This window comes from Kitasatospora sp. NPDC022785, from assembly GCF_055561295.1.
Genome location: NZ_JBVHHB010000019.1, coordinates 86,255 through 111,013, shown reverse-complemented (window position 1 = coordinate 111,013; position 24,759 = coordinate 86,255). Strand labels below are relative to the sequence as shown.

At 71.3% G+C, this 24,759-nt stretch carries 19 protein-coding genes and 2 pseudogenes; 8 read left to right on the top strand and 13 right to left on the bottom strand.

The features are described 5' to 3' along the window. Nucleotides 1–15: 15 nt before the first annotated feature. From ACZ3YO_RS26575 to ACZ3YO_RS26565, 3 genes and pseudogenes are all read right to left on the bottom strand, one after another. A pseudogene (locus ACZ3YO_RS26575) lies at nucleotides 16–435 on the bottom strand (NPCBM/NEW2 domain-containing protein); the annotation flags it as partial. A 33-nt stretch (nucleotides 436–468) separates the two neighbouring features. Then, nucleotides 469–2,109 (bottom strand): annotated as a pseudogene (locus tag ACZ3YO_RS26570) (NPCBM/NEW2 domain-containing protein); the annotation flags it as partial. Nucleotides 2,110–2,242: 133 nt separating this feature from the next. Beyond that, nucleotides 2,243–4,324 (bottom strand): alpha-galactosidase, encoded by a 2,082-nt coding sequence (locus ACZ3YO_RS26565; protein WP_465573827.1) that lies wholly within the window; start codon nucleotides 4,322–4,324, stop codon nucleotides 2,243–2,245. A 389-nt stretch (nucleotides 4,325–4,713) separates the two neighbouring features. Between ACZ3YO_RS26565 and ACZ3YO_RS26560 the strand changes: the two genes are divergently transcribed. Beyond that, nucleotides 4,714–5,763 (top strand): substrate-binding domain-containing protein, encoded by a 1,050-nt coding sequence (locus tag ACZ3YO_RS26560; protein WP_465573825.1) that lies wholly within the window; start codon nucleotides 4,714–4,716, stop codon nucleotides 5,761–5,763. Between the two features lie 217 nt (nucleotides 5,764–5,980). Here the strand turns inward: ACZ3YO_RS26560 and ACZ3YO_RS26555 are convergent, their stop codons facing one another. From ACZ3YO_RS26555 to ACZ3YO_RS26540, 4 genes are all read right to left on the bottom strand, one after another. After that, nucleotides 5,981–6,790 carry a DeoR/GlpR family DNA-binding transcription regulator gene (locus tag ACZ3YO_RS26555; RefSeq protein WP_396324899.1) on the bottom strand — a complete coding sequence of 270 codons (810 nt, stop codon included), beginning with the start codon at nucleotides 6,788–6,790 and terminating at the stop codon, nucleotides 5,981–5,983. Nucleotides 6,791–6,925: 135 nt separating this feature from the next. Further along, a complete protein-coding gene (locus ACZ3YO_RS26550; protein WP_465573822.1) occupies nucleotides 6,926–7,819 on the bottom strand; it encodes an NAD-dependent protein deacetylase in 894 nt (297 codons plus the stop codon). A gap of 86 nt (nucleotides 7,820–7,905) precedes the next feature. After that, nucleotides 7,906–9,063 (bottom strand): N-acetylmuramoyl-L-alanine amidase, encoded by a 1,158-nt coding sequence (locus ACZ3YO_RS26545; protein WP_465573819.1) that lies wholly within the window; start codon nucleotides 9,061–9,063, stop codon nucleotides 7,906–7,908. Between the two features lie 345 nt (nucleotides 9,064–9,408). After that, nucleotides 9,409–9,855 (bottom strand): SRPBCC family protein, encoded by a 447-nt coding sequence (locus ACZ3YO_RS26540; protein WP_465573817.1) that lies wholly within the window; start codon nucleotides 9,853–9,855, stop codon nucleotides 9,409–9,411. Nucleotides 9,856–9,979: 124 nt separating this feature from the next. Here ACZ3YO_RS26540 and ACZ3YO_RS26535 point away from each other — a divergent pair, with 124 nt between their 5' ends. Then, nucleotides 9,980–11,623: an AMP-binding protein gene (locus ACZ3YO_RS26535; RefSeq protein WP_465573815.1), complete on the top strand. Its 1,644-nt coding sequence runs from the start codon at nucleotides 9,980–9,982 to the stop codon at nucleotides 11,621–11,623. A gap of 69 nt (nucleotides 11,624–11,692) precedes the next feature. On the opposite strand, the gene ACZ3YO_RS26530 is transcribed toward ACZ3YO_RS26535, so the two are convergent. Next, a complete protein-coding gene (locus ACZ3YO_RS26530) occupies nucleotides 11,693–12,736 on the bottom strand; it encodes a helix-turn-helix domain-containing protein (protein WP_465573812.1) in 1,044 nt (347 codons plus the stop codon). 947 nt (nucleotides 12,737–13,683) lie between these two features. Between ACZ3YO_RS26530 and ACZ3YO_RS26525 the strand changes: the two genes are divergently transcribed. After that, complete coding sequence (locus ACZ3YO_RS26525) at nucleotides 13,684–14,241, top strand: glycine-rich domain-containing protein (RefSeq protein WP_465573810.1); 558 nt, start codon at nucleotides 13,684–13,686, stop codon at nucleotides 14,239–14,241. Nucleotides 14,242–14,293: 52 nt separating this feature from the next. Then, on the top strand, nucleotides 14,294–14,422 hold the full coding sequence (locus ACZ3YO_RS26520; RefSeq protein ID WP_396324907.1) for a hypothetical protein: 129 nt from the start codon (nucleotides 14,294–14,296) through the stop codon (nucleotides 14,420–14,422). Nucleotides 14,423–14,940: 518 nt separating this feature from the next. Here ACZ3YO_RS26520 and ACZ3YO_RS26515 read toward each other — a convergent pair. Next, nucleotides 14,941–15,414 carry a hypothetical protein gene (locus tag ACZ3YO_RS26515; RefSeq protein ID WP_465573807.1) on the bottom strand — a complete coding sequence of 158 codons (474 nt, stop codon included), beginning with the start codon at nucleotides 15,412–15,414 and terminating at the stop codon, nucleotides 14,941–14,943. 1,127 nt (nucleotides 15,415–16,541) lie between these two features. On the opposite strand from ACZ3YO_RS26515, the gene ACZ3YO_RS26510 reads away from it, so the two are divergent. Next, a complete protein-coding gene (locus tag ACZ3YO_RS26510; protein ID WP_465573804.1) occupies nucleotides 16,542–17,579 on the top strand; it encodes a hypothetical protein in 1,038 nt (345 codons plus the stop codon). Between the two features lie 57 nt (nucleotides 17,580–17,636). Here the strand turns inward: ACZ3YO_RS26510 and ACZ3YO_RS26505 are convergent, their stop codons facing one another. Further along, nucleotides 17,637–18,434: an N-formylglutamate amidohydrolase gene (locus tag ACZ3YO_RS26505; RefSeq protein WP_465573802.1), complete on the bottom strand. Its 798-nt coding sequence runs from the start codon at nucleotides 18,432–18,434 to the stop codon at nucleotides 17,637–17,639. Between the two features lie 292 nt (nucleotides 18,435–18,726). Between ACZ3YO_RS26505 and ACZ3YO_RS26500 the strand changes: the two genes are divergently transcribed. After that, nucleotides 18,727–19,401 (top strand): DUF1345 domain-containing protein, encoded by a 675-nt coding sequence (locus tag ACZ3YO_RS26500; RefSeq protein ID WP_465573799.1) that lies wholly within the window; start codon nucleotides 18,727–18,729, stop codon nucleotides 19,399–19,401. Between the two features lie 139 nt (nucleotides 19,402–19,540). Here the strand turns inward: ACZ3YO_RS26500 and ACZ3YO_RS26495 are convergent, their stop codons facing one another. The 3 genes from ACZ3YO_RS26495 to ACZ3YO_RS26485 all read right to left on the bottom strand — a co-directional run bounded on the left by ACZ3YO_RS26495 (nucleotide 19,541) and on the right by ACZ3YO_RS26485 (nucleotide 21,100). Further along, the gene (locus ACZ3YO_RS26495) at nucleotides 19,541–20,014 is read right to left on the bottom strand and encodes a GreA/GreB family elongation factor (RefSeq protein ID WP_465573796.1); all 474 of its coding nucleotides are present in this window, start codon (nucleotides 20,012–20,014) and stop codon (nucleotides 19,541–19,543) included. 172 nt (nucleotides 20,015–20,186) lie between these two features. After that, complete coding sequence (locus tag ACZ3YO_RS26490; protein ID WP_465573793.1) at nucleotides 20,187–20,741, bottom strand: TetR family transcriptional regulator; 555 nt, start codon at nucleotides 20,739–20,741, stop codon at nucleotides 20,187–20,189. Beyond that, nucleotides 20,738–21,100: a DUF1304 domain-containing protein gene (locus ACZ3YO_RS26485; protein WP_465573790.1), complete on the bottom strand. Its 363-nt coding sequence runs from the start codon at nucleotides 21,098–21,100 to the stop codon at nucleotides 20,738–20,740. Before ACZ3YO_RS26485 ends, ACZ3YO_RS26490 begins: the two co-directional genes overlap by 4 nt. 242 nt (nucleotides 21,101–21,342) lie before the next feature. Here ACZ3YO_RS26485 and ACZ3YO_RS26480 point away from each other — a divergent pair, with 242 nt between their 5' ends. Beyond that, the gene (locus ACZ3YO_RS26480) at nucleotides 21,343–23,028 is read left to right on the top strand and encodes a glycoside hydrolase family 64 protein (protein WP_465573788.1); all 1,686 of its coding nucleotides are present in this window, start codon (nucleotides 21,343–21,345) and stop codon (nucleotides 23,026–23,028) included. Between the two features lie 191 nt (nucleotides 23,029–23,219). Further along, entirely contained in the window at nucleotides 23,220–24,692 is a 1,473-nt protein-coding gene (locus ACZ3YO_RS26475) for a glycoside hydrolase family 16 protein (RefSeq protein ID WP_465573786.1), read from the top strand. Nucleotides 24,693–24,759 lie beyond the last annotated feature (67 nt).

Sequence of the window (24,759 nt, the reverse complement as noted above, 5' to 3'; positions counted from 1 at the left end):
GGGCCGTCGTGAAGGTCAGCAGGTGAGAACGGGGTTCGCCCAGTCGGCGTGGTCGCTGTTGGTGCCGTCGCCGCCGTCGGTCACCACGAGGTGCAGCTCGTCGGCGCCCGTGAGGTCGGCGGTGAGGTGCTTGGCCGCGGACGCCGCGAGCATCAGGCCGCTGTCGGCGACCTTGGCGGCGTCCTTGTAGATCTCGAAGGTGACGCTGCCGCGGCCGTTCGCCTCGGCGTCCACGCCCACGTCGGTGGTGAGGGAGGTGCAGGAGCCGCCGAGGTAGTAGACCACCTCGCTGAGCGCGTTGACGCCCAGGCCCTTGGCGTACGTGGTGCCCGCGATGGTGATGGTCTGTCCGTCCCGGGCCTGGTTGTCGCCGTTGCTCATGTCCCTCTCGACCGGGCCCCAGCTGTTGCCGGCCGAGGACCAGGGGAGGCTGGAGAGCTGGTGGGTGCCGGCGGCCGGGCCGCTGCCGCAGGCGATGTGCGCGCCCGCCCAGTCGGCGTGGTCGTAGCCGGTGCCGTCGCCGGCGTCTGTGACCACCAGGCGGACGGTGGTCGCGCCGGTCAGGTCGGCGGTGAGGTGCTTGGGCTGGTCCTTGCCGGTGACGGTGCCGCTGTCGGCGACCTTGGCCCCGTCCTTGAAGACCTGGAACACCACCGAGCCGTTGCCGTAGGTCTCGTCGTCGAGCCCCACGTCGGTGACCAGGTTCCGGCAGGCGCCGCCGAGGTGGAAGCTGACGTCACTGGGGGCGTGCACGCCCAGGCCCTTGGCGTAGGTGGTGCCGCGGATGCTGAGCGTGTGCCCGTCACCCGGCTGGTGATCACCGTTGCTGCGGTCCCGCTCGACCGGGCCCCAGTGGTTGGCGGCCGCGCCGAACGGGAGGTCGCTGAGCTGGGTCACCCCGGTCGGCGGGGGGACGGGCGAGCCCGGGGTGACCCGGAACATCGCCGTGCCGTGCCCAGGGACGGTGGCGCTGACGGTCCCGTTGCCGGTGGTGGTCTTCTTCGACCACAGGTCCTTGACCTTGTAGGAGTCCGCCCCGCCGATGCCGAGGGTCTGCGCGGTGGCCGTGATGGTGGCGTCGTAGGAGCCCTCGTTGGTCAGGGTGACCGCCCGGCCGCCGTCCGCCAGCGGCTTGGACATCACCACGAGGCCCTGTGCACTGGAGACCACGGAGCCCTGCCGGCCCAGCGGGTCCTGGTCCACCGCGATCACGTCGGTGTTGGTCAGGATCTCGAAGGTCTCCGGTTCGGCGCTGCGCAGGTCGGTGCCGATCATCAGGGGTGCGGCCATCTCGGCCCAGAGACTGAAGTGGGTCCGGTACTCGGTCGCGGTCATCCCGCCGTTGCCGACCTCCAGCATGTCGGGGTCGTTGAAGGCCCCGGCCTTGGCGTAGCCGGCCAGGCCCTGGTTGGCCTGGGCGATGGAGATCATGCTCTGCCAGGTGTCGCTGATGTCGCCGGTGGTGCGCCAGGAGTTGCCGACCGACGGTGCCCAGTTCCACGGGCCGGTGCTGCCCCACTCGCAGATGCTGTAGAGGATCGGGCGTCCGGTCGCCTTCAGCGCGTCGCCCATCGCCTTGTAGCGCGTCTGGGCGTCGATGCCCAGGTTGTGGCAGTTGTCGTACTTCAGGTAGTCCACGCCCCAGGAGGCCCAGAGCCTGGCGTCCTGCCGCTCGTGGTTGAGGCCGCCGGGGAAGCCCTTGACGTCGCAGGTGTGGTCGCCCGCGCTGGAGTAGATGCCGAACTTGAGGCCCTTGGCGTGGACGTAGTCGGCGAGCGCCTTGATGCCGTTCGGGAAGCGGACCGGGTCGGGGACGAGGTCGCCCGCGGCGTTACGCTGCGGAAGCGCCCAGCAGTCGTCCAGGTTGACGTACTGGTAGCCGGCGGCCTTGAGGCCCTTGCTGACGAAGAGGTCGGCGATACCCTTGATCATCGCTTCGTTGAACTGGGCACCACACTGGGTGGAGTTCCAGTTGTTGAAGCCCATCTGCGGCGTGAGGGCGAGCCCGTTGTCCGCTGCCAGCGCCGGTGGCGCGGTGGCGAGTTGGAGTCCGACGGCGAGTGCGCCGCCACCGGTGAGCAGGGTCAGGGCCGTCAGTGCCGACGCGATGCGGCGGGACGGCGCGGAACGGCGGGACTGCGAGGTGCTGGGGGAGCGCAAAGGTCCTCCAGAGAAGGTGTGTTGGGTGGGACCCCCGGCCCCGGCGAGGCGCCGGAGCCGGGGGAGCAGGGGGTGGGGAGCGTCAGGAGAGCAGGCTCCAGGACTGCCCCGCCGCCGATCCGTCGGACGGACTGAGGACCACCGGGGAGGTCGCGGCGGCCTGCGGGGCGGCCAGGACCAGACCGGTCGCGACGTTGGTGACGGTCAGCGCTCCGGTGGCGGTGTTCTGGACGACACGCCACTTCTGGGCGGGGTTGCCGGGGTCGTAGGCGTTCTGGACCCGGGCGGGCTGGCCGGGCGTGGCCGGTCCGGTGAGCGTGCCGTGGACCTGCGTGCCCGTGTAGCAGTTGTCGGTGATGCGCACCGTGCCGTCGGCGTTCGCGGCGAAGTTCCACTGCTCCGACGTGTGCGAGCTCCACCAGGTGTTGATGTCGACGGGGGAGCCGTCGGGGGCGCTGCACGTGCCCTGGACCTCCAGCGCCTGGCCGCCGGTGCCGCCGGCGCTGATGCCGTGGTACCGGCCGTCGCCGATCACCGCCGCCGGGACGGTGCCCGGCAGCGCCTTGAGGCGGTACAGCGTGACGCCGTGCGGCTCCACCTGGGCGCTGAGGCTGCCGGTCACGTTGCCGGTGGCGCCGGTCCAGAGGTCCTTGGCCGAGTAGCCGGGCCCGGTCAGACCGAGGTCGGCCAGGCTGGTGGAGACGGTCCGGTAGCCGGCCGGGTCCTGGTTGATCAGCAGGACTGCGGTGTCACCGTTGGCGAGTTGGCGCTTGAGGACGACCGGTGCCGTGCTGCTGTTGGGCGGGGCGCCGACCAGGGTGGCGGGCTTGGCCAGCCGGTCCTGGTCGATCGCGATGACGTCGGTGTTCTTGTAGACGGCCAGCTGGTCGGCGGTGATGCCGGTGGACCAGGTGAGGCCGTCCCGGGTGTGCTGGGAGTTGGCGGCGGTGCGCAGGTCCGCGCCGGAGATGAGCGGGGAGGCCATCATGGCGAGGATCGACATCTCGCTGCGCGACTCGGTCAGGGACATGGGCTTGTGGCAGGGACAGGTGTCGGTGACGCCGTAGACGCCGTAGGGGTTCTGCCAGCCGGCGAACATCATGTCCATGTCATTCCAGCTGCCCGGCCGGGCGCTGCCGGGGTACTTCAGGGCCGTCTGCAACTGCCCGTTGTAGAGCACGCCCTCCAGGTCCGGGCCGCGGTCGCCGCCGATCCGGCAGAGGTTGGCCACCTGCCCGCACCACACGCCGGTCGGGGCGTAGCCCGGTGCCTCGTTCGCGGGAGTGCCGGCCGCGACCACCACCGGGTCGGTGCGGGCGGGGTCGTCGGAGGCCAGGAGGTAGGGCACGCCGGTGTGCACCGGCTGCGCGGAGACGCTCAGCGCCACTCGCGGGCGCCCCTGGGACTGGGAGGCGGAGTCGAGCGCCCGCTGGAAGTCGCGCACCCGGGCGTAGATGGACCGGGTCAGCTCCCTCCCCTCGCCCTGCGTCCAGTAGTTGTGGCCGTCGGGGCCGATGATCTGGGGGCCGTACGGGCAGTCGTCGTACTTGACGAAGTCCACGCCCCAGGTGACGAAGTCGGCGGCGTCGGTGGACTCGTGGCCCAGGCTGCCGGGGCGGCCCTGGCAGGTGGTGTAGGTGTCCGTGGCGTAGAGGCCGAACTTCATGCCCTTGTTGTGGGCGTACCAGGACAGGTACTGGATCCCGTTCAGGGACTGCCCGTTGACGGTGTGCGCGGGGAAGCGCGCCGGGTCGGGGACGAGGTGGCCGGAGGTCAGGTCGAACCCGGAGCCGTCGGTACCGCTGGTGGGGTTGCGGTTGGCGTCGTAGAGCTGCATCGCGCCGTAGGAGTTCTTGACCAGGTCGGTGGTCTGGCCGTCGCGGTGGCCGAGCGACCAGCCGTCGTCGATGGTGACGGTGTCGTAGCCGGCCTGGACCAGCCCGTTGGCGGCCATGAAGTCGATGGTCTGGACGACCTGTTCCTGGGTCACTCCGGTGCCGAGGGTGTTCCAGGAGTTCCAGCCCATCGGCGGGGTGAGGGCGAGTCCGTTGTCCAGGGCGGCCGCGGGGGCGGCCGCACCGAGGACGACGGTGCCGAGCCCGGTGGCCGCGAGCGACAGCGCGACCAGGACACGGGGCAGTGAGCGGGGCAGGGGTATCCGCATGGGCGCTCCAGAGTGCGCAGGTGGGGGGTGGGGGATCGGCAGTCCACTGCCGTTGATTTCTGTTTGAAGTCCCAACAGAAAGCAACGCAGCATAGACACACGGACACGCCGGGCTCAAGTGCCTTGCACGGAGCCGCCGGTGACGGCCGCTCGACCCGAGTGGCGCGAAGGGCTCCGCCGCGTGCCGTGGCATGTCACAGGTTGATCTCGGCGTGACAACCTGCTTGACGTCGGCTCAGTGCGTCATGTGATATTTCACATCGCGTTGAAATCCGTTCAGTTCTGATCGCTTATTGAACAGGTGCTCGATCCCGGGCCTGTTCGGCGCACCCTCGATCCCCACCCGTGCCGGTACCGGTCCCGCACCGGCACAAAGGAGCGTTTCCCCCATGACCCGAAGCACCACCGGCCGTGCCGCCACCACCGCCGGCCTCCTGCTCGCCCTCGGCCTGACCACGACCGCCTGTTCCACCGGTCAGGAGTCCGTGAAGTCGGGCGACGCCTCCGTGGCCACGGTGAGCGGGAAGATCTCGATCACCTACCTGCAGAAGCAGGGCGACCAGGAGTACTTCGTCGGGGAGGCGGCCGGAGCGAAGGCGAAGGCCGCGGAGCTCGGCGTCGACCTGAAGGTGGTGAACCTGGGCAGCGACGCCAACAAGACGGTCAGCGAGGTGCAGTCCGCGATCGCGCAGAAGACCAACGGGGTGATCATCGTCGTCCCGGATCCGGCGGTGGGGCCGCAGGTCGTGCAGACCGCCCGGGACGCCAAGGTCGCGCTCCTCACCTCCGACGACCAGGTCTGCGCCACCGGCCCGGACCCCGCCGCCTGCGCCAAGAGCGACCTGGTCGCCCGGATCGGCTTCTCCGGCCAGCAGATGGGCACCGAGGTCGGCAAGCGCGCCGCCCAGGAGTACAAGAAGGCCGGCTGGAGCCCGGCCGACACCCGGATCATCTCCGCCTGGAAGCAGGACGTCACCGTCTGCGGCGACCGCGTCAAGGCCGCCAAGGAGGCTTTCAGCGCCGACGCCGCCCAGGTGCAGACCATCGACGTCGCCACCGACAACACCCCCACCGGTGCGCAGGACAGGGTCGCCGCGACCGTCACCGCCAACGCCGGCGTCAAGCACTGGGTCGTCTGGGGCTGCAACGACGAGAACGTCCAGGGCGGCGTCACCGCCCTGCGCAACGCCGGCGTGAGCGCCGACAACGTCGCCGGTGTCGGCCTCGGCGCCTACCTCGCCTGCAAGGACTGGAGCGGCACCCAGCCCTCCGGCATGAAGGCCGCCCTGTTCATCAACGGCCGGGACGTCGGCGCGCTCGCCGTCCAGACCATGTACGACAAGCTCAAGAACGGCAAGGACATGCCCGCCGAGGCATTCGCCAAGACCACCATGGTCGACGCCGCGACCTGGAAGAGCGCCGGGGTCACCTGCAGCTGACCGACCGTCACCTGCGGCCGCCCGCCCCCTACGGGCCGGGCGTGCATCCGGTGCTGCGGGCCCGGCGGCGACCCGGCGGAACGTCGTCCGGGGCGCGCTGCCGGCGGCCACCGTGGTCGTCCGGCAGCGCGCAACGGCGACTGCGCAACGGCGACCGCGCCGCGGGCCCGCCCGGGTAGGGCCGCACCGGGCGGCGATGGTCGCCGAGGCGTCGCGCTCAGGTCGCGGGCACCTCGGCGACCACCAACTCGCCGACCGCCTCCGCCAGGACGCCCCGGGCGTGCTCGCCCAACCCGGAGTCGGTGACGAACACGTCGATGTCCTCCAGCGCCGCGAACCCGCTGAGGCCGACGACGCCCCACTTGCTGTGGTCGGCCACCACCGCGACGCGCCGGGCGGAGGCGATCAGCGCCCGGTTGGTCTGCGACTCGGCGAGGTTCGGCGTCGTCAGACCGGCCTTCTCGGACACCCCGTGGGCACCCAGGATCAGCAGGTCGACGTGGAGCGCCCGGATCGACTGGTCCGCGAGCGGTCCGACCAGCGCCGCGGACGGCGTCGGGGAGCCCCCGGTCAGCAGCAGCGACGGCGCATCCGGATCGTGCTGCTCCCCGGCCGACCGGATCAGGTCGGCGACGGGCAGCGAGTTGGTGACGACGGTGAGCCGCGGCACCCGCAGCAGCCTCGCCGCGACCGCGAACGCCGTCGTCCCCGCCGAGATCGCGATCACGCTGCCCGGTTCGACCAGGGCCGCCGCCGAGTCCGCCACCGCCGCCTTCGCCGCGGACTCGAGGCCGGACTTCACCTCGAACCCGGGCTCGGCCATCGCCGTCTCCGACCCGAGCACGGCACCACCGTGTACCTTCTTCACCGTGCCCGAACGCTCGAGCGCGTCCAGGTCCCGGCGGACGGTCATGTCGGAGACGCCCAACTGCTCGACCAGATCGGCGACCCGCACCGCACCGCTGCGGCGCACGATCTCGGCGATCAGCGCCTGCCGCTGATGGGCCAGAAGTCCGGTATCCGCCACAGCCCCGCTCCCCTCACCACCACACCGAAAACACCAGAACCAAACAGCTACAGAGGATACGCAACCCGTGGGCGCAGCGGCCCGGCGCGTACCGGGGAGCGCCTTCGAGGCGGTGCCCACCGGGATCGTACGTCGTCAGCCGCCGGCGGAAGGCCCGCCGTCGAGCTGCTCCGCCAGGGCCGTCATCGTCGCGCCGAGTGGCAGGGAGAGCGTCACCTCCGCGTACGCGTCCCCACGCGTCGCGCCCTGGTTGACGATCGCGACGGGCTTGCCGGTGGCGGCGGCGTGCCGCACGAAGCGCAGGCCCGACAGGACGGTGAGGGAGGAGCCGAGGACGAGCAGCGCGCGGGCGTCGTCGACCAGGTCGTAGCAGTGCCGGACCCGTGGCCCGGGCACGTTCTCGCCGAAGAAGACGACGTCGGGCTTGAGGATGCCGCCGCACGCCGTGCAGGGCGCGACGCGGAAGGACGCGGCCGCGGCGTCGGGCAGCTCCACGTCCCCGTCCGGGTTCACCCGGGCGTCCGCGCCGGGGGCGGCGCCGTTGAGGGCGTGCAGGCGACGGTCGAGCTCCTCGCGGGTGCTGCCGCGCCCGCAGCCGAGGCAGACGACCCGGTCGAGTCCGCCGTGCAGTTCGACGGCGTCGACGGTGCCGGCCGCGCGGTGCAGCCCGTCGACGTTCTGGGTGATCACCGCCGACACCAGGCCGGCCCGGCGCAGCCGCTCGACCGCCCGGTGCCCGGCGTTCGGCCGCGCCTCGGCGACCGCCCGCCACCCGGCGTGGCTGCGGGCCCAGTACCGGCGCCGGCTCGCCTCGCTCCCCACGAACTCCTGGTACGTCATCGGCGTGTGCCGGCGAAGCAGGCCGGTGGCACCTCGGTAATCGGGGATGCCCGACTCCGTCGACAGCCCCGCGCCGCTCAGGACGGCGACGCCCCGCCCCGCCAGCAGCCGCCGGACCTCGTCCAGCCCGTCGGCCTGCGGCACGCGCTCACGGGCGGCCGGCCCTTCGGGTCCTCGATGTACGGGCATGCAGCCAGCGTAGGACAGCCGCCGCCAGGGCGGGCCGGAGGGCCGCCGCTCGTCGCTCGGGGAAGGACGAGCGGCGGCCTCCGGGGTCAGCGCGCGGCGGTGCCCAGCGCGGCGACCTCGGCGCGCAGGGCGGGCAGGCTCGCGTACATGGAGCCGCCGGGGCAGTCGGTGGCGAGCCAGTCGCGGTGGCCGCTGATCATCTCGACCGGCTTCGTCACGCCGTTGACCGGGTTGACGAAGGTGACGTGGGCCTGCGGGTCGAGGTGGTGCGTGCCGGTGGCGAGGGCGAGCAGGGCCGTCAGGGAGCGGCGGGCCTGCGGGGTGGGGTCCTGGGTGCTCAGGGTGCCGAGCAGGGCGATGCCGAGGTTGCCGGAGTTGAAGCCGGCGGTGTGGAAGGCGGTGACCACGTTGCCGGCGCGGTCCTCGGCCGGGGCACCGTCGTCGCCGGACCAGCGGCCCTCGTAGATCCGCCCGGCCTCGTCGATCAGGAAGTGGTAGCCGATGTCGCCCCAGTCGTTGGTGATGGCGTGGTACTCGTAGATCGCGCGCACGGTCGCCGCCGGGTCGGGGTCGGCGTTCGGGGTGTCGGTGTGGTGGACCGTCAGGGTCTGGAGCGGGTAGTACTTCGCGGGGGAGTTCTCCACGCCGTTCTTGAAGCGCTTGGACTCGTCGGCGCCCCAGGCCGCCCGGGAGAGGTACTCGGCACCGGCGAGGGTGACCGGCGAGGTGGGGGAGACGGCCAGGCGGCGGACCGGGCCGTGCACGGTGTCGATGGCGGCGGTGCGGACGTTGCCCGCGCCGTCGGGCAGACGCAGGTCGTAGCCGGGCGCGCCGCCGGCGGCGACCAGCGCGGTGGCGGTACCGATGCCTCCCGGACGGCCCGGGCCCTCGGGACCGTCCGGCCCGCCCGCGCAGCCGGCGGGCAGCGGCTGCCAGGCGCCGGGTGCCGCGCCGTCCTGGTGGAGGCGTATCGCGGCGCCGCGCCGGGGGCCGTCCCAGCTGACGCCGACGTACCGGATCGGGAACCCGGCCCGCACGCTCGCGGCCTCGCTGCCCGCCGCGGACTGCGCCCGGGTGGCCGGGGCGCCGACGGTCCGCGCGCCCCGTCCGGCGGCGGGTGCGGCCGGAGCGGTGGACGTGGCGGCCGCGGCAGCGGCGGCAGGAGCGACGGCGAGGGCGGCGGCAGTGGCGCCAATCGCCCCGACGACGGTGCGCCGGGTCACGGCGGGCTGCGGGTTCGGCATCAAGGGTCCTGTCCGGGGTGCGGGAACGGCCCGGAGGGCGCGACGACCTGCTCCGACTCCACGCCCCCGGTGACTGATCATCAGTCAGCCGCGAATGTACCCGATTGATCGTTTCTGCTGGTCAGATTTCGGATCATCTCCACCCATCTCTGCCTGAAGAGGCACACCGTCCGCACCGGGATTCCGGCGGATCCCGGCCACGGCCACCGGCCGGCCGGGATCCACCCGGGGCCGGCGGCCCACGCCGGAGGCGGGTGCCGCCCGCGCGGCCCCGCCCTCTGCCGGCTAGCTCGGACGCCCGCGTCGTGTCCGGCCACGCCCTCCCGCCTCAGCCGGTACCGGCGCTCAGGAGGCCTCGACCGCCGCCTTGATGCGCCGCCCGAACGCGGGCGCGTCCTTGCGGGCCGCGCTCAGGGCCAGGCCCACCAGCAGCTTGCCCAGGCCGTGGCCCTCCAGCTTGTTGAAGATCCGCACCCGGGTCGTGGTCTCCGTGAGCGGCGCCAGGTCGTAGCCCCCGACGTCGGAGGTGACGAGGTTCTTGGAGACCTCGGTCCAGCGGAGCGTGGTCGGCGCGTCCAGTGCGGTGATCCGGATCTGCCGCCGGGACTTCATCCCCGCGTCCTTGACCGTGCTGCTGAACACGGTGCCGACGGTGGTCGGACCGTCCGGCGTCTTGCTGATCTCCAGCACGCGCGGGCTGAACCTGGGGTCGTTCCGGCCGTCCGCGAGGAAGGCGAACACCTCCGCGATGGGCCGCTCGACCTCGATCACGGCCTCGAACTGACCTGCCATGGATCCTCCTTCGACATTGGGGTGACGTGGCGTCATGGTTCCAGTCCACCGGGGTGAATGACGTCAGGCGCGGCCCTGCATAGACTCGGTCGCCAGCTGTCCGGACGAGCCGAGGAGCCCCCGCATGCCCACCCCGCCTCCCAGCATCGACGCCGGCGCCTCGGCCACACCCCTGCTGGACGACACCATCGGCGCGGCCCTCGACCGTGCCGTCCGCGCCTTCCCCGGTCGCGAGGCCCTGGTCGACCTGCCCACGGGCCGTCGCTGGACGTACCGCGAGCTGTCCGCCGAGGTGGACCGGGTCGCGGGCGGCCTGCTGGCCCTCGGCGTCGGCCGGGGCGACCGGGTCGGGATCTGGGCCCCGAACTGCGCGGAGTGGGTCTTCGTCCAGTACGCCACCGCCCGGATCGGCGCGATCCTGGTGACCGTCAACCCCGGCTACCGCACGCACGAACTCGAGTACGTACTACGGCAGTCGGGCATCCGGACGGTCGTCGCAGCGCCCTCGTTCAAGACCTCCGACTACGCGGCGATGCTCGCCGAGGCCGGGCCGCGGTGTCCGGAGCTGAAGGACGTCCTGCTGATCGGTTCGACCGGGTGGAGCGAACTGCTCGCCGCCGGGGACACCGACCGGCCCGGGAGCACGGGCGCCGCACTCGGCCCGGACGACCCGATCAACATCCAGTACACCTCGGGCACCACCGGCTTCCCCAAGGGCGCGACGCTCTCCCACCGCAACATCCTCAACAACGGCTTCTTCGTCGGCGAGCTGTGCGGCTACTCCGAACAGGACCGGATCTGCGTACCGGTGCCCTTCTACCACTGCTTCGGCATGGTCATGGGCAACCTCGCCGCCCTCTCGCACGGTGCCTGCGTGGTGATCCCCGCCCCGGCGTTCGATCCCGCCGCCACCCTGCGCGCGGTGGCCGCCGAACGCTGCACCTCGCTCTACGGGGTCCCCACCATGTTCATCGCCGAGCTCAACGACCCGGAATTCGCCGACCACGACCTGTCCAGCCTGCGGACCGGCATCATGGCGGGGTCGCCCTGCCCGACCGAGGTCATGAAGCAGGTCGTCGAACGGATGGGCATGCGCGACGTGTCGATCTGCTACGGCATGACCGAGACCTCCCCGGTCTCCACCCAGACCCGCGTCGAGGACCCGCTGGAGCGCCGAGTCTCCACCGTCGGCCGGGTCGGGCCGCACCTCCAGGTCAAGATCGTCGACCCGCAGAGCGGGCAGACCGTCCCCCGCGGCACCCCCGGCGAACTCTGCAGCCGCGGCTACTCGGTCATGCTCGGCTACTGGGACCAGCCCGACCGCACGGCCGAGGTGGTCGACGCCGACGGCTGGATGCACACCGGCGACCTCGCCGTGATGGACGAGGAGGGCTACCTCACCATCACCGGCCGGATCAAGGACATGGTCATCCGCGGCGGCGAGAACATCTACCCCCGCGAGATCGAGGAGTTCCTCCACACCCACCCCGACGTCCTCGACGCCCAGGTCATCGGCGTCCCCGACGCCAAGTACGGCGAGGAGCTGATGGCCTGGATCCGGCTGCGCCCCGGCGCCGGCGAGCTGACCGTCGAAACCCTGCGCGCGTACTGCACCGGCCGGATCGCCCACTACAAGATCCCGCGCTACGTGCACCTGGTGGACGAGTTCCCGATGACCGTCACCGGCAAGGTCCGCAAGGTCGAGATGCGCGAACAGGCCGCCGCCCTCCTGGGCCTCCACACGGAGGCGGGTGCGGAGCCCGCCTGACGGCTGCCCGGGCCTCGCCGGCTGCTGCCAGCGAGGCGGCCCTGACACCTGTGCAGCGCTTGCCGCAGGTCAGCAGTACTCGCGGATGCGGATGTCCTTCGACCGCCACGGCTCAGGGATCTCGTCCGCGTCCGCCAAACGCTGCATCCAGGCCAACTGCTCGGCGAAGTACTGCCAGTACGGCGTGCCGTCGCCCTCGCCCTTGTCGAAGACCAGGATCGGTCCGTCGGTCCCGCGTTTCCCGTGGCCGTACAGCATGACGCGCATGGTGTCGTCGATCTGCTCGATCGCGAAGCTGCACGGGAAGTCGTAGAGGTAGACCTTCAGGTCGGTGCCCTCGCGGGCGACGGCCTGGACGAGAGGGTTCAGCACCTCTCGCACGTAGCGATTCGGATCCTCCATCGCTGCCTCGGCCGGCTCCAGCCGGTACCGGTCCCTACGGGAGGCGCAGTGTGGATCCATGATGAAGATCCGAATGGGAACCTCTTTGGACTTGGAGGTGAACAGCGGCAGCATCTCGTCGTTGCCGTAGAAGTTCCTGGTAAGGCCGAACATGACGATGCGTTCACGCGCACCGCGCAGACGATCGATCAGATCGGCTTTGGAGTCAGCGTTGGTCAGCGGGAAGGCGCCGGACAGGCCGGCCTGTTCGAGGTGTCCCAGCATGGCACCACTGTAGTCATGCCCAAACCCCAACCGGTCGGGCCGCGTGCCATAGACGCGGCAAAGGTAGTCAACGCGCTCATCGGACGGACGACGCTGGCCGTGCTCCCAGCGGCACAGCTCAGCGTCCGAGACGTGCGGAGGATGAAGTCCGTCGTCCTCGTAGACGCGGTCGATGTGGGCCGACAACTCTGATCGACTCCACCCCTGCGCCCATCGGTGCGCCTCCAGAAGGTGCACGTTGGGAAGGGCCGTCAGGATCCGCATCACGATCTCGCTGGGCGGTAGGCCATCACGGATGCCCCCGAGCCGAATTGTTCGGGCTGCTTGCTCCGCTTGCCGGCGTGACCCACGGTCTACGCGCTGGATTGACGTCGTCACGGCGCTCATATTGACGGATGGCGTCAATGCTTTTGGCGTCTTTGCGCATACTGCCAGGTCGTCAGGCATCCGATGCTGAGTAGGCGGCCAGCTCAACTCCCGGCGGGCTGGCTTTCCAGCGGGAGACGGCAGGTCCAGACAACACCTGAACGCGGGGTAAGGAGCGGCGATGACGGTACGTAGGCAGCTGGGTGGCGATGCGGTCCACGCGGAGGAAGCCCAACCGCCCCCGAACCCCTGCAAGTACGCGCCCCCGGATGGGTGCGGGTGCCCCTCGCACGCGTGGCAGGGGGTGCTGGGTGGCGCTTCGTAGGACTGCCCCGCAAACGCCCGACGCTCCCGCGCCGGCCGCCCATGAGTGTCCCGAATGCGCGTTCTTCGCCGGCGCCGAGGAGCAGTACTCGGCGGATGAGTACCCCACGATCCGGCGCAACCTCGCCAAGGCCCGTGCACAGCACCTGGACGACGGGGAGTGTGTGGCTCTGGAGGCAGTACATGGGCAGCGCTGAGGAGCGGCACCCGGCCCCGTGGACGCATTTCCTGGGCGGCCCTGCACCGTACGCGTCGGATGTGCCGGGCGATGAACTGGCAGCGCCGGTCAACCCGTTCGAGTGGCTGAGGGAGCACCGGTGGCCGCCGAAGCGCCCCGTCAGCTCCCCGCCCGGTTCTGACGCCGGAGGAGTTCAGCGAGATCCCGTTGACGTCGGAGCAGCGTCAGCGGCGAGCGGAACTGCTGGCCCGGGTTCGCGAAGTCAACCACCTGAAGCACCGCTGATGCACCCGTACTCCGCGGCCGTCTTTGGCATCGGCGGCCTATGAGCTGACCAGCGCCGAGCGCGGGACGGCCTCTCACCTCCTGTGCCCCGGTAGGCACAGGACCGGCCCTCTTGGGTCCCCACAGATTCCCGCCCCGACCGTCAATCCCTGGCAGGCAGCCGGCCGGAGCGGGTTCCGCAACACCGAACGGCCCCGGCGTCGCCGACGTCGGGAACCCCGCAGTGTGAGGAGACACCAGTATGACCACTCCGACGCCGCCCACACCGCCGGCTCCGCCCGGACCCGGGCCGATGATCCCGGCGAAGCCGGCGAGCCCGACGACGACGTTGCTCACGCGGGACGAGTTCCGACGCGTTGCCCTGACCGTCGTCGGCAACAACCCCGGAATGGAGATGAATCTCGCCGGACAGATCGTGGGGGAGGCGCTGGCCTACCTCGTCACCGTCTCGCGAAACCGGGACCTCCCGCTCGCGCCCTCGCCCGTGGTGGACGAGGGCTGGCACGCCCTGATCCTGCACACGGAGATGTACGGGCAGCTCTGCGAGAAGCTGGGCGGCTTCATTCACCACTACCCGGAGACGCCGGAGGAGACGGCGTATGACGCCGAGAGCATCGCCCTGACGGTCGCCACGATGGAGGCGGCCGGGGTGGCACCGGACCGTGCGCTGTGGGCCGGCCCGGAGGAGAACGAGGTGGGGGTCCGGTCGATCGTCTGGCACACCCCGAGCTCCAACTGCGGGCCGATCAAGATCGAGAAGAAGCCGAAGCCGAAGCCCAGCAAGGCTGTTCCGGCGTAACAGTCGGCCACGCTCCGGGCAGTCCGTACGCTGCTGCGGGAAGGGAGACCTCATGGACAGCTGGACCGACCCGCAGTACGCGGATCTCGTCAGGACGTACCACCAGGCGGTCGAGGATGCCGAAGGGGAAGCGGAACAGCCCGTAGCGCGCATGTTCCTCGTTGACCCCGACCCGGAGTAGCCCACCGACCGGCCCGGCCGCCCCCACATCCCCCCGCGGAGGGCGGCTGGGCCCCGAACGCCTCTTCCCCGCGCCGGCGCGCAGGTGTGGGGGAGAGGGCAGGGCAGAGCAGAGCCCCCGGACGCTTGGCGGCGTCACCGGGGGGCTCTGTGCTGCTGGCGGGGCTATCTCGGCGGAATTTCCGGTAAGCGACCTGCCCGACGACCGCGGCACTGTCATTGCCCTGCGCTGCGGCCGCACACCTCCTCCTACCTGCTGTGGAGGGGACCAGTCGCGTCAGAGCCGGGGCAGGGTGGGGTGTCATCAGCTTCATGCTCGTTGGCTTCGTCGTCCCGAAGCAACTCGGGCCCTGGATCGACGTGGGGGAGATCTGCTGCTGAACCGCGCAGACAGTTCGTGAGTGTCCGTCGCTGTACGCCAAAGGGGCTGTGGTAGCGCAGTTAGACACTCAGGTCACCAGCAGGGGCCTTGCATAGCCGACAGGTGGCGCGGACTTAGCTTTTGCAAGGCGGCGTGGTCTACCGGCGCCAACCTGCAGGCGCAGCCTCGGCGTTCGGCAGTTTCCTGTCCTCGGGCGACGGCGAGCCGCCGCCACGAGCCGCCGGATTTGGCGAGGCTGTGGCACGCTGTTGCTCGCTCGGCTGGGGGTCCATCCGCTCTGCATCCCCAAGGGCCTGTACCACATCAAACGCGGTTGACTTGTTGGAATATGAGCCGCCAAATTCTTCAATTGATCCATTCGTGTGCACAAACCTAACTCTGTACATGCGAGCCTGATCAAGGTACACCTCAGCCAGCACGATATTCGACCCGAGTTCCGGCTCGCGGACCCATAGATTATCTGAATAGCCATCTGAATCGATACGCTGGATGACGAATTCCCGAGCTCGGCGGTCGGGAATCTCCTCTCCCAAGGCTACTGTAGCCTCGTGGGGGGAGGTTGGTCGAAATTTGATGTGCTGTTCTTGCTGCTCAAGGTAGTTCAGTCGCATTTGCAGCAAACTGGCAACACGACTATAGAGCTCCCTGTGGCGCCTATCCTCGTCTGCCACGCGCCGCTGATCGGCGGCCAAATCAAAATCCCGCCACTCCCTTCGCCACTTCGAAAAGCCGAGAGCCCCTACAATTATCACTGCCGCCCCTAGGGAAACCATCAACCAGAATGTTGCCGCCATTAGTGCGCATCCTGAACTGGTGGGACGATCAGGCCACTGGATGCCAAGCCAACGCCAGTCAGGCTAACGGCGGCAGCAATCGAAAATGCCCATATTGACTGAGATACGTCTAGTAGCGGTGACCTATTCGACCTTCCGCCGGTGGCCTCGAATGCCTCGATCGCCCCAAACCAAAACACAAGGCTGAGGATGACGGCGACCAGGCAAAGGCCAGCCACAAAAATTGACAGGTTCTTCCAGCTGGGTGGGATTGTAGATGCCATGAGCTCTCCGAATGCCGCTCCGCATAGCACCATCATCACCAGAAATAGCGCTCCAGAGTTTATGGAATCCACCCAGTGGTCTCCGTTCGATGCAAGGCGCATTCCATCTATCACCACCGGAAGGGTGCCTAGAACAACTGTATACATCAGCCACACGAGCAACTTTCTCCGCCACATTCGGCGACGTTCGCGGCTGTCGGTCTCGCTACCAGATGGAAGTGCATGAGACATTGAGACACCTCCTGGCGTCGCCGCGTGCTGGCGTCTGCATCTATACCCCAGGATGTTCCTTTCGCGCGGTCCCGGCACCTCGAAGCAAGATCGCTACTGTATTGACGATGGGGAGCCCGCCGGGTATCGCTCCAGAGTGGCGGAGCGGTTTCGGCCGATGTCCCGGTGGGCCTGGGTCCGAGCATGGTCGGGGGCCGTAAGCTCACACACGAATCGGGCAGGCTTCTCGCCTGGCGGGGCATGACGGAGGCTCCCGCCGTCGGCGTGCAGGCGTCGCCCGCGGGGTGCAGCGTTGAGAGTATGAGCAGTGTGATCGTCCTGTGAGGGGTTCTTGGTGCCAGACACCCGCGCACGGAGGGCGGGAGGGTCACACCGGGGTTGACCTTGGTCCATGGGCGCTCTGCCGGGGTGCCTGATCGCCGCGGCTGCGGGGTGTCTAAGGTCGCGGCCATGACGAGGACCACACCCCCGCGCCCGCTCGATGTCGAGGCGCTCTTCCCGGAGCTGGCCGCCCATCGGGGCACCACCACCCGGCTCCACCCGCGGCCGGGCCGCCCGGAGGTGTCGGCCAGCTCCGTGGGCGGGCCGCTGCTGTGGCCGGCGGACGAGGCGTGGCCGGTCTGCGCCGACTCCCACGGCCGCCGGCGGGGGAGGCGTCCGGCGGACGTCCGCCGGTACCGGGAGGTGCTGGCGGCCGCCTGGGAGCGCGACCCGGCGTCGGGCCCCACCGACGAGGAGCGGGAGCTGCTGGACGGGCTCAGGCGGGAACACCGGCTCGAAGGGGCCGAGGCGACCGGGCCGCTGCCGATGATCGGCCTCGCCCAGCTGTACCGGCGGGACCTCCCCGACCTGCCGGCCGGGCCCGGCGACTGCGACCTGCTCCAGGTGTTCTGGTGTCCCTTCGACGCGCACGGACCGACCGGCTTCGGCATGCAGATCGATCTGCGCTGGCGCCGATCGTGGGAGGTGACCGAGGTGCTGGCCGCCCCGCCGCAGGCACCGCTCGCCGGCTTCGACGGATACGTGCCCGAACCCTGTGTGCTGCACCCGGAGCAGGTGACCACGTACCCGTTCGCCGGTCTCCTGCCCGAGGACCTCTGCGCCCGGGTCGAGGCCTGGGAGGACGCCCGCGAGGAGGAGGCCGAGCAGTCCGAGGACGAGGGCGGGGACGAGGTCACGACGGTCGGTTACCAGTACGACCTGTCCATCCCGCCCGGCTGGCGCGTCGGCGGTTTCGCCTCCTGGCACTCGACCGACCCGGCCCCCATGGACTGCCGGGCCTGCGCGACCCCCATGCACCTGCTGCTCACCGTCGACAGCTCGGAGTGGGACGGCGGCAGTGGCAGCTGGAAACCACTGGAGCAACACGACCTGCCCCCGCACCCGCACGCGACACCCACCGAGGTGACCGTGGGCAGCTGGGGCGAGCTCAACATCTTCGCCTGCCCCACCGACCCGGGCCACCCGCACCGCTGGAGCATCCAGTAGGCTGCCGGCCTCCGGTCGGAGGCCCCCAGCGGGCCCCCCACCGCCCCCGGAGGACCGTCAGGCGGACACCCGGTCGACGAGAGCGGCGAGCGCGCCCGCCAGTGCGCCGAGCCCCGAGCCCGCCGGGCCGCCGGGCTCGTCCATGTAGAGGTCGCGGCGGATCTCCACCATGAGCGCGCTGACGTCGGCGGCCTTCCCGTAGTACCGCAGGGGCACGTACGTGCCCGCGAACGGGCTGTCGAGGCCGGTGCCGCCGAAGCCGGCGAACGCCTGCTGCGCCGCGTCGAGCAGCGCTGCGGGCGTGTGGAAGGGGTCCGTGCCGAGGCAGATGGGCGGCCGGGGCCCGTCGCCGTGCAGCTCGTACGGCAGGGCCTTCGTCGGGTACGAGTGGACGTCGATGACCACCGCGCGCCCGACCGCTTCGAGGCGTTCCGCGACCGCGGCCGTCACCGCCTCCGCGTACGGGTGGAAATAGCGCTCCAGCAGCGGCTGCCCGTCGAAGCCGGCCGGGCGGAGCTCCTCGCGGTGCGTGGTGCGGGTGTAGACCGCCCCCATGCCGGCGGCCAGCATCTCCTCGCGCTCGTCGGGGAAGCGCTCGGGGTCGATGACGAGGCGGGACAGCCGGTTGACGAACCGCCAGGGAGTGACGCGCGCCACCGCTGCCGCAGCGGCGGCGATCTCCGCCGTGTGCGCGTCGGTGATGTGGTCCAGTTCCAGTGCGAGCGCCTCGTCGTCCGGCACGATCCCGGCGCGGACGTCGGCGGGTATCGCGCGGGAGGAGTGCGGGACGTGCAGGATCACGGGGGAGTCGGGCGATCCGGGGTGGAGCCGGAAGGAAGCGGAGGCGTCGGTCATCTGTCCTCGATGCGGGTCGGGTCCGGTGATGGGGTGTCACCCCCATCATGTCCGCCCGACGGCCGGCTCCCTGCGGCCCGGGTGGCGTGCGCACGTGCGGGCAGGTCGTGCCTGCCGATCCGCGCGCGCCATTCGCCCCCGGAGCCTCGGTGGCCTGCCGCGACAGGCGTCCTCGGCCTGCCGGGCTGCACCCGGGTTCACGTGCGGATACGCTGACGTTGCCCGCTCCCCGTCCGCTTCCGTCCGTCCCCGTGCGCTTCCGTCCGTCCCCGTTCGCTTCCGTCCGCTTTCGATGGCTCTGCGTCCCGAGGCCCCCATGACCCACCGGCTGGTGCTCTCCGCCGTTCCCCGGCTCGCCGGCTCGACGGTCCTCGGAGCTGCTGCCGGCGCGGCCGTCGGTGTGCCGACCAACCTGCCGCTGGGAATCCTCGCCGGCATCGCGGTGGCGGAGACGGCCTTCGTGGTGGCCGGGTGGCTCGTCCTGTGGCCGATGAACCCCACCAGCACCCATCGCAACGTCGGGCGTGAGGAGTTCCGCCCCGTCGTCGAGGAACTCGCTGTCGTCGCGGCCGCCCTGTGCGGACTGGTCGGGATCGTGGCGCTGCTCCTGGTCGGCAAGACGGACGTGAGCCGGGCCGCCGCGGCGACGGCGCTCTGCGGCGTGTTCATGGCCTGGGCGGCGCTTCACCTGATGTACGCCACCCGCTACGCGTACCTCTACTACCTGCCGCCGGAGGGCGGGATCGACTTCAACACCGACGACCCGCCCCGGTACAGCGACTTCCTGTACTTCAGCTACAACCTCGGGATGACCTACCAGGTCTCCGACACCGGCGTCTCCAGCTCGGAGCTCCGGGCGGTGATCCTCCGGCACTGTCTGCTGTCCTACGTGTTCGGTGCCAGCATCCTGGCCACCACCATCAACCTGGTGGCCGGAATCGTCGGGCTGACGGGATCGTCGGGCTGACAGGCTGATGATGGGCCCACGGGGCCGCCGGGCTGACGGGCCGCCCGAAACCGCAGGCGCCGACCTGTCGCCCGTCGCCGCGAGTCCGCCCGTCGCCCCGAGTCCGCCCGCCTCCCGAGGCGCCCGTTTCCGGCCGTCGTCACCCGTCCTCCCCGCCGCCGAGGGAGAGCACGACGGCCGTCGTCCGCCCCCCGGGCGCCTCGTAGCTGACGGTGTCGCCGGCGCGGCGGCCGATCAGGGCGCGGCCGAGCGGGCTGTCGGTGGTGACCAGTGTCCGGTCCAGTGCCCCGGCGACCTGGCCGATCTGCAGGGTGGTCTCCGTGCCGTCGGCGAACCGCACCGTCACGGTGCTGCCCACGCCGACCGCGTCGGTACTCGGAGGGCCCGCCACGGCGGCCTGGCGCAGGCGGCCGTTGATCTCGGCGATGCGGGCGTCCAGCCGGTCGACTTCCGTGGCGCGCTGCAACTCGTCGGCCTGGTCCGCCCGGTCGCCCACCTCCTTGCCGCCCCGCAGGGTGACGGCGACCTTCTCGCGGTCGGTGCGCAATGCGGCGAGCTCGCGTTCGAGTGCCTCGCGGGCGACAGCGCTGATGGGCTCGGCTTCACCGGTCATTCCTGGCTCCTCGGGGGGCAGGTGGCACGGGTGAGTGTCACAGAACAATTACGGCATTTCGAAGATATCAGGCAAGTGGTGGGGCTGCGGCGGCCGGCCGCGGTCCCGCTCCCGGCCCCGCTCCCGCCCCCGGCCGGCCCGGGAGCGGGCGGGCCGGGTGGCTCGCCGTCGCTCAGGCGAACGGTGTGCGGTGGAGGGAGATCAGCAGGCGCCAGCTGTGGGCGGCGAGTTCGGCCGGGGTGGCCGGCACCAGGTCGTGGAGCCAGTCGGCGAGCAGGGCGGTGAAGGTGGCGGCCACCGCGGTGGCGACCAGGTCGGGGTGCGGGGCTCCGGCCAACTGCCGCTCGGTGCGGCTGCGTTCGCGGAGCTCGCGGTGGAGGAGGTCGCCCAGCGGGCCGGTGCCGCCGGGCCGGAGCAGGGAGCGGTAGACCGCCGCGTGCCGGTCCACGTCGGTGAGGAAGGCGGCCAGGGCGGGTGGAGGGGCGGCGGGGTCGGGGGTGCCGCGCCACGCGTGCAGCGCATCGACGGCGTCCCGGACGACTTCGGCGCAGGCGTCCACGGCGAGGGCCTGGAGGTCCTCGTAGTGGAGGTAGAAGGTGGCCCGCCCCACGGCCGCCCGCCGGACCACGGCGGCCACGCTCACCTCGGCCAGCGGGCGTTCGGCGCACTCGGCGAGCAGTGCGGCACGGAGACGGCCCCGGGTGCGGTCGGCCCGTGCGTCGCTCATCGGGCGGCCAGGACGGCGGCGAGAGCGAGGGCGCCGGGCAGGGCCTGGGCGAACAGGATCCGGCGGTTGGCGGTCGCCGCGCCGTAGAGACCCGCCACGACCACGCAGGAGAGGAAGAACACCTGGACGTGGAAGCCGGTCGGGTCGTCGGCGACCAGGCCCCAGACCAGGCCGGCGGCCAGGAAGCCGTTGTAGAGGCCCTGGTTGGCGGCCAGCGGGGCGGTGGCCTTGGCCATCGGTGCGTCGAAGCCGGAGAGTCCCCGGCCGGGCGCGCGCTCCCAGAGGAACATCTCCAGCACCAGGATGTATCCGTGCAGTGCGGCCACCAGACCCACCAGTGTGTTCGCCACGATGCCCATGCCGGGCTCCTTTCTGGACTGTTGTCCAGCAATCATAGACGCATGTCCAGAAACTTGGCGAACCCACTCGCTTTAAGAGATGAACTCACCTGGCTAGGGCAGAAGTTCGTCGCTTCACCTCTTGACCGTGGCGAGCCAAGGCGGGACAGTGTGTCAACCGCTTGAGAGCGCTCTCACAGCACGCTCTCCTCCCGTTCCCCTCTCGTCCGCCGCGCCCCACCGCGCCGAGGGAAGGCATCCGCATGACGGCACCCCCACCCCCACCCCCACCCGCCCCCGTGCCGGGGCCCGCCGGCCACCGCCCGGCCCTCGACAGCCCGGTCCTCGACAGCCCGGCCATCCGTCGCCCGGACCACCATCGGGAGGCCCAGCACCGACCGGGGCAGCACCGCTCGGCCCAGCACCGCTCGACGCAGTACCGCCCGGCCCAGCACCGCCGGCCACGACGCGGCCTGCCGATGGCCGTGCTCACGGTGCTCGCCCTCCTGCTCACCGGCCTCTGGACGGCGGCGGGCGCGCGGGCGGCCACCGACTACACCCAGTCGGCGGCCACCGCCGGCCCCGGCTCGGTCCGGTTCACCTTCACTCCGGCCACCCCCGCCGGCCTCGTCGACGTCCACTACCGGCCGAGCACCGGCGGCCAGCAGGACTTCCGGATGACCCAGAGCGCGGGCAGCTGGCAGAAGACCGCCGACGGCCTGGCCGCCGGCTCCACGCTGGAGTACTGGTTCACCTACGAGAAGTCCGGCCCGCTCTACGACACCCCGCACTTCGCCTTCACCGTCGGCTCGTCCGGGCCGGGTACCCCGGGCGGGGGCGGCGGGCCCGGCACCTTCCCGCTCACCTTCACGAACAACACCCGGGGCGCCTATGCCGACTCCCAGATCTACGTGACCGTGCTCGGCATGGTCACCCCCGGCCAGTGGTCCTACCTGCGGCCCGACGGCACGACCGCGCACATCGACCACCGCGACGCGACGGCCCCCGGCCACCTGACCAAGAACGGCGTCGCCTACCCGAACATGTCCTTCACCCTCGACCGGGCGCGCACCGTCCCCTCGCCGGCCTCGATCCGCGGCGGCCGGATCTACATCTCGCTCGGCTCGCCCCTGTTCATCCCCGTCTCGCCCGACGACCAGGGCTGGGGCGGGCCGGACCCACGCAACGCGGCCGACCCCAACAACGACGTCTACTACGACTGGTACGAGTACACCTACGTCAACGGCGAGGTCGCGTTCGGCGGCAACACCACCCAGGTCGACGGCTTCGGCTTCCCGCTGACCGCCCGGCTCCAGCAGGCGTCCAGCGGCTACGACACCACCGCCGGGATCACCCGGACCCGCGCCGAGGTGATGGCCGGCTACGCCGCGGCCGTCGGGCCCGCCTTCCGCCCCCTTCAGGGCACGTACCGGATCGTCGCGCCGCGCTCGTCCGACCTGTTCCTGGCCGGCGGTGCGCAGCAGGGTTACCTCCAGCCGGTGATCGACCGGTTCTGGTCCACCTACACGGCGGGCCAGTTCACCCTCACCCGGCTCGGTGAGACCTTCACCGGGCGGGTCAGTGGCAACACCCTGACCTTCACCAAGAACGGCGCCGGGCCGTTCCACCTGGCCAAGCCCACCTCGCCGGACGTGATGGCCTGCGCAGGCGCGCTGGCCAGCGGCAACGACACCGAGAAGCAGCTCGGTGCCGAGCTGTGCGCGGCCTTCCACCGCGGGGTCGCGCTCACCCCGGCGGACTGGTACCGGCCCTCGGCCTACTACCGCAGCGGCGTGGCCGGGAACGACTACGCGGCGTACCTGCACGGCGTCAGCCTCGACGGCCGCTCCTACGCCTTCCCGTACGACGACATCAACGACCAGTCGTCCGTGCAGATCCTCGGCAACGCCAACCCGCCCACCGGCCTGACCCTCGGCATCGGCTGGTGAACCCGAGCCGGCGGGCGGGAGGTGCCTTCCCGCCCGCCGTACCGCCGGGGCCCGGCCCCGCCGTACCGCCCGGTCCCTGCCCAGCCGTACGGCCCGCGCCCGGCTCCGCCGACCCGCCCGCACGCGGCCCCGCCGTACCACCCGAACCCTGCACCGCGCCAACGTCCGCCCACCCACGGAGGTGCACCACCGTGTCCGCACGTACCGTTCCCAGAACCACCGCCACCCGCCGCCGGCGTCCGCGCCGGGCGCTGGCCACCGTCCTGACGGCGGCCGGCGCCGCCACCGCGCTCTGCGCCGCGCTCCTCGGCTCCACCGCCACGGCCGCCGTCCCGCCCGCCCCGGCCGGCTGGACCACCGTCTGGAGCGACGACTTCGGCGGCGCCGCCAACACCCTTCCCGCCGGCGCCGACTGGATCGTCGACACCGGGACGAGCTACCCCGGCGGCGCCGCCAACTGGGGCACCGGCGAGGTCCAGACCTACACCTCCGACACCGCCAACCTCCGCCAGGACGGCGCCGGGAACCTGCGCATCACCCCGATCCGGGATGCCAACGGCAACTGGACCTCAGGCCGGATCGAGACCCGGCGCAGCGACTTCGAACCGCCGGCCGGGGGCAAGCTGCGGATCGAGTCCCGGATCCAGATGCCCAACGTGACCGGCCCGGCCGCCGCCGGCTACTGGCCGGCCTTCTGGACGCTGGGCGCGCCGTACCGCGGCAACTACTGGAACTGGCCGACCATCGGTGAGTTCGACCTGATGGAGAACGTCAACGGCGTCAACCAGGTCTGGGGCACCCTGCACTGCGGCGGCAACCCCGGCGGCCCGTGCAACGAGACCACCGGCCTCGGCGCCGTGCACGCCTGCCCGGGCTCCGCCTGCCAGGGCAACTTCCACACCTACGCGCTGGAGTGGGACCGCAGTGTCAGCCCGCAGCAGCTGCGCTGGTACGTGGACGGTGTGCAGTACCACTCCGTCACCTCGGCGCAGATGGACGCCGCCACCTGGAACGCGGCCACCGCTCACGGGCACTTCATCCTTCTGAACGTCGCGATGGGCGGCGCGTTCCCGGACCCGGTGGCGGGGTACAAGACGCCGACTGCGGGGACGGCGTCCGGCGTGCCGATGCTGGTCGACTACGTCGCGGTCTACAGCTCCGGGGGAGGCGGCACGACGCCGCCGACCACGATGCCGCCGACCACCCAGCCCCCGACGACGCCGCCGCCCACCACGCCGCCCGGCGGCACGGGCAGCGCGTACGGCACCATCCAGGCCGAGGCCTACAGCGGCCAGTCGGGAACGGCGCTGGAGACCACCACCGACAGCGGCGGCGGCCAGAACCTCGCCGCCCTGGCCAACGGCGACTGGGCGCTCTACCGGGGTGTCGACTTCGGTGCCACCGCGGCCCGGCAGTTCAAGGCGAGGGTGGCCTCGGGGGCGGCCGGCGGCGTCAGCGGGCTGGTGGAGGTCCGGCTGGACAGCCCGGCCGGCGCCCCCGTCGGCTCGTTCGCCGTCGCCAACACCGGAGGCTGGCAGAGCTGGACCACCGTGCCGGCCAACATCAGCGCCGTCACCGGCAGGCACGACGTCTACCTGACGTTCACCAGCGGCCAGCCGGCCGACTTCGTCAACGTCAACTGGTTCACGTTCAGCACCACCTGACGCGGGGCGCCGCGCGGCGGCAGACGGTCACCGTCTGCCGCCGCCGCGGCGTGCGCGGGTGCGGCGG